The organism is Paenibacillus kobensis NBRC 15729, assembly GCF_004000825.1.
Classification (GTDB): Bacteria; Bacillota; Bacilli; order Paenibacillales; family Paenibacillaceae; genus Paenibacillus_T; species Paenibacillus_T kobensis.
On sequence record NZ_BILZ01000118.1, the window covers coordinates 1 to 4,258 of the forward strand.

General features: G+C 49.1%; 2 protein-coding genes. Both read right to left on the reverse strand.

Annotated elements, in window-relative coordinates; genetic code table 11:
• Nucleotides 1-1,958: non-ribosomal peptide synthetase (locus PKO01S_RS28195; protein WP_127534762.1), on the reverse strand; the 1,958-nt coding region annotated here is incomplete at its 3' end.
• Nucleotides 1,959-1,962: 4 nt separating this feature from the next.
• The coding region (locus PKO01S_RS28200; RefSeq protein WP_281278968.1) for a condensation domain-containing protein at nt 1,963-4,258 on the reverse strand (2,296 nt) is incomplete at its 5' end.

A 4,258-nucleotide genomic window follows, 5' to 3' on the forward strand; every position in this document is an offset into this window, starting at 1 on the left:
CCAAGCTCGATCCGGTAGCCACGGATTTTAACCTGTTGGTCGATCCGACCCAAGTACTCGATGTTGCCGTCCGGCAGCCACCGCGCCAAATCTCCTGTCCGGTACATCCGCTCCCCAGGCTCGAATGGATTGTCCTCGAACTTCTCCGCCGTTAACTCCGGACGGTTCAAATAACCTCTCGCCTGCCCTACTCCCGCGATGCATAACTCTCCCGCAACCCCGACCGGCTGAAGCTCGTTGCCGCTGCCCACGATGTAGATCCGAGTGTTGTCGATCGGTTTGCCGATCGGCACGCCGTCCATGCCCGGCCGGCAATCGAAATACGTCACGTCCACCGTCGCTTCGGTCGGGCCATACAGGTTGATCAACTCGACCTCTGTTTCCCCCATGACCGCAAAGAATCGGTCCACCTGATGCTTATTCAGCGCCTCTCCGCTTGCGAATACGCGCCTCATAGAGGACAGATCCTTCCATTTGCTTCCGTTCTCCGCATATTCCAAAAATGCGTTCAACATCGACGGCACGAAGTGCAGCGTCGTCACCTTATGCGTCGCGATCGCTTCGGCTATCGCTTCCAGGTTTTTCTCCCCGCCCGGCTGCAGGAAACATACGCTTGCGCCGTAGAACGACCACCACAGCAGCTCCCACACGGACACGTCAAAGCTAAACGGCGTCTTCTGCAGCACCACGTCCGTTTCTACCAGCGGATATTGCTTTTGCATCCAGTGAATCCGGTTTATAACCGAATGGTGCTCGATCATAACCCCTTTGGGCTGCCCCGTCGTCCCCGACGTGTAAATCACGTACGCCAAATCCCCAGACCCGCTCGCCGCATCCACGTTATCCGCGGGCAGCCGAGACAGCCGCTCATCTCTCACGTCGATCACTTCGCCCGTAAAAGCTGCCCTGTCCAAAATCGCCCCATCCGTCAACAGCAGCTTCGTCCCGCTGTCCGCCAGCATGTACCTGATCCGATCCTGCGGATACGTAGGGTCGATCGGCAAGTACGCGCCGCCCGCCTTCAGGATGCCGAGGATGCCCACGATCATCTCCAACGATCGTTCTACCATAAGACCGACGATTTGGTCGGCTTTCACTCCTCTAGCTTTCAGCGCTCTAGCAAGCTGGTTCGACCGGCTATTCAGCTGCGCATACGTCAATTGGGCATCTTCAAATACGACCGCGATATGGTCCGGCGTCTGCTCAACCTGTTCTTCAAACAACTCGACGACGGTTTTTCCACTTGGGTATTCCGCAGCCGTGTCATTGAAGGTCTCAATGAGCAGCCTCTTTTCTTCTTCGTCCACCACGCTCAATTCGCTGACCTTTTGCTTCGAATTTGCAGTCATTTGTTGCAACAGTTGTTCCATTCTTCCCAGCAGCGTCCGGATTTCCTCCGCCCCATATTTTCCTGGGTCATACATAATCTTAAGAGTCAGGACTTCCTTAATAAATGCACTCAACGAAAGATCATAGTTTGTCTGTTCTCTGGCACTCTCTATTTCGATCTTCAACTTAGAACTTCCAAGGTTAAACGATTCGTTTACATAGTAGTTTTCGAACACAAACAACGTCCGGATCAAATGATTGCCGAGTGTGCTTCTGCTTTGTACATCCGTTAGGGAACAATAGTCATATTCCATGCTTGCAACCGCCTGCTGCTGGATCTGCCCGAGCAGTTCTTCCACGGTTGTGCTTTCTTCACATTTCACCCTAATCGGTATGGTATTGATAAACAGTCCAACAGCCCGCGCCATTCCCTGTATATCCGCATTCCTCCCGGATACTACTTTTCCAAATACAACATCCGTATTCCGGCTGTATCTTTGCAACAAAACACCCCAAGCTGTTTCTACGATCGTGTTTATGGTTACATTAACCAAGCTAGAGAGTCGTTGTATTTGTCCGGTCAACAGTTTGTCGAACGTACACACTACTTCTTTGACCTGTTCCTCCATGCTCCTATTCCTCCCTGTTCCCGCTTTGACCTAGCGGTAGAATTTCCGCAGCTTCCGTGTAATCAGCAAGGAAACTCTCCCAGTAAGAAAGTCCTTCTTCCCGATCCTGTTTCTCCAGCCAGCGGATGTATTCACCATAAGAGACAATATCTTTTTCCTCTGCTCGTACTCTTTCCTGCAGGGAAGACAAGGTACTTCCTTCTGTCAGTGCTTCGTAATATTGCATGAAATCTTGTAACAGCAGTGGCAGGCTCCATCCATCCATAATGATATGGTGGGAACTCCATAGAAGGACATGCTCTTCCTCAGACTTTCTGAGAATAGTCGCACGAAGCAGACTGTCTACTTCCAGATTGAATCCGCGCCGAATATCCGCCTGTTGGAGTTTCACAATCTCGTTCTCCTGTTCTATGCTGTTGGACAAGTCAATAACATGACATTCGATTTCACGCTCACGTAATACGATTTGCCACGGCTTACTTACTTTGTTGTAGATAAACGCCGTACGCAGCACATCATATTTCCTAGCCAGCAAGCATAGGCTTTCCCGTGCTTTCTCAACCTGAAATTCACCTTTCATGCGAAGCTTGAATTGCAATACATACCCCGTGGAATGTTCGTCCATCAATTTGTGATACAACATTCCATCCTGCATCGGCGTTAAAGAATAAATACCGGATAATTCATGAACCGGATGCATTTGTGTAAGTTGCTTGAAATCCGAAGCACTCATATTCGGCGCGCCGAAATCCGAGGCTGTCTTGATGACTTCTTTTTGAGATACACAGTGCTGAACAATCGTGTTAATAGATTGAACGTAATTTTGGCAGAACTGCTCTATGCTTTGTGCACTGTACCTTCCCTTGTTGTAGGCAATAGCAAACCGTAATTTACCGCCAGATACGCTCCCGTTCATCGCAATGCCTTGCTTCGGCATATTGTCATCTGCAATACTGCTTCCGCATGACAGATTGGATGCTCTAATCCTTCCCTCTGCTCCAAGTTCATGATCCATGTGCCCGAGGTAATTGAAGCCAATGCCTGCTTCTACATCCGGCCATTTATACGGACCAAGATATTTGGCCACGCCATAGCCGATGCCGTGATTCGGAATTGTTCGGAGCATTTCTTTGGTGTTGATGATCGTTTCTTCGGGATCCTCAGATCCTTGCAATACAATCGGATAAACACTGGTAAACCAACCGACGGTTCTGTCCATTTTCACAGCTTTATGAATTTCTTCACGTCCGTGGCCTTCCATTTCTATGGCAACGTAATCTTGTCCTTTCCACTGTTTCACCGCCATGCCGAGTGCTGACAGCAGCAAGTCATTGATCTCCGTTCCAAACGCTTTCCCAGCTTCATATAATAACTGCCGGGTACTTTCCTTCTCCAGTTCAAGCTGCATATGCGCATATTCCGTCGGTTGGCCATCCAAGTCACCTTGAATTGCCCCATCTTTCACTTGTTCACATATCTCTCTCCAATATTTTGTTTCCTGTTTCATTTCTATACTTTGGGAGTATTCTGCCAACGCTTCCGCCCAGTCTTTGTAAGAGACTGTTTTTGCCGGAAGAACGACTTCCTTGCCCTGTAATGCCTGTTCATATCCGGCTTTCAGGTCTTCCAGAAGAATCCTCCACGATACACCGTCTACTACAAGATGATGCAGACATAACAGCAGATGGTCTCCGTCTGCCGTGTGAAACAACCCTACTTTCATGAGGGGACCCTGTTCCAAATCGATACTTCTTTGCAGCTCTGTACTCTTCTGCTCCACGATCTGTGAAATAGGGTCTGAATGTTTAAGTTCATACTCGTTCCAGTCAAACAGTTTACTTTCTTGAACCGGGAGAACCCTTTGTAATTTATCTCTATACACGCTGCGCAGCATGTCATGATGGACAACAAGCGCTTTGACGCTTTGTTGGAGTGCTGTTACATTAAAGCCTTCCTCGCAATAAAGCATGGTGGCCTGATTGAAATGATGCGGTTTCTGATAGTTCCAATCAAAGAATGTATGCTGAATCGGCGTCAGCCGTGCCGATCCGCTGACTTCCCCTTGGTATACCGTCTCCCCTTCTGCTGCGACTGCTATTTCTGCAATCCGTTTCACGATGCGCAGTTGCATCAGATCTTTGACAGACAGTTCATATCCGGCTTCCCGTATCTTGGATACGACACGGATTGCTTTGATCGAGTCACCACCCATTTCGAAGAAGTTGTCTTCAATCCCCACCGAGGTAACGCCTAACACTTCTGCAAAGATACATGCAACCGTTTCTTCGATCTCGTTTCGC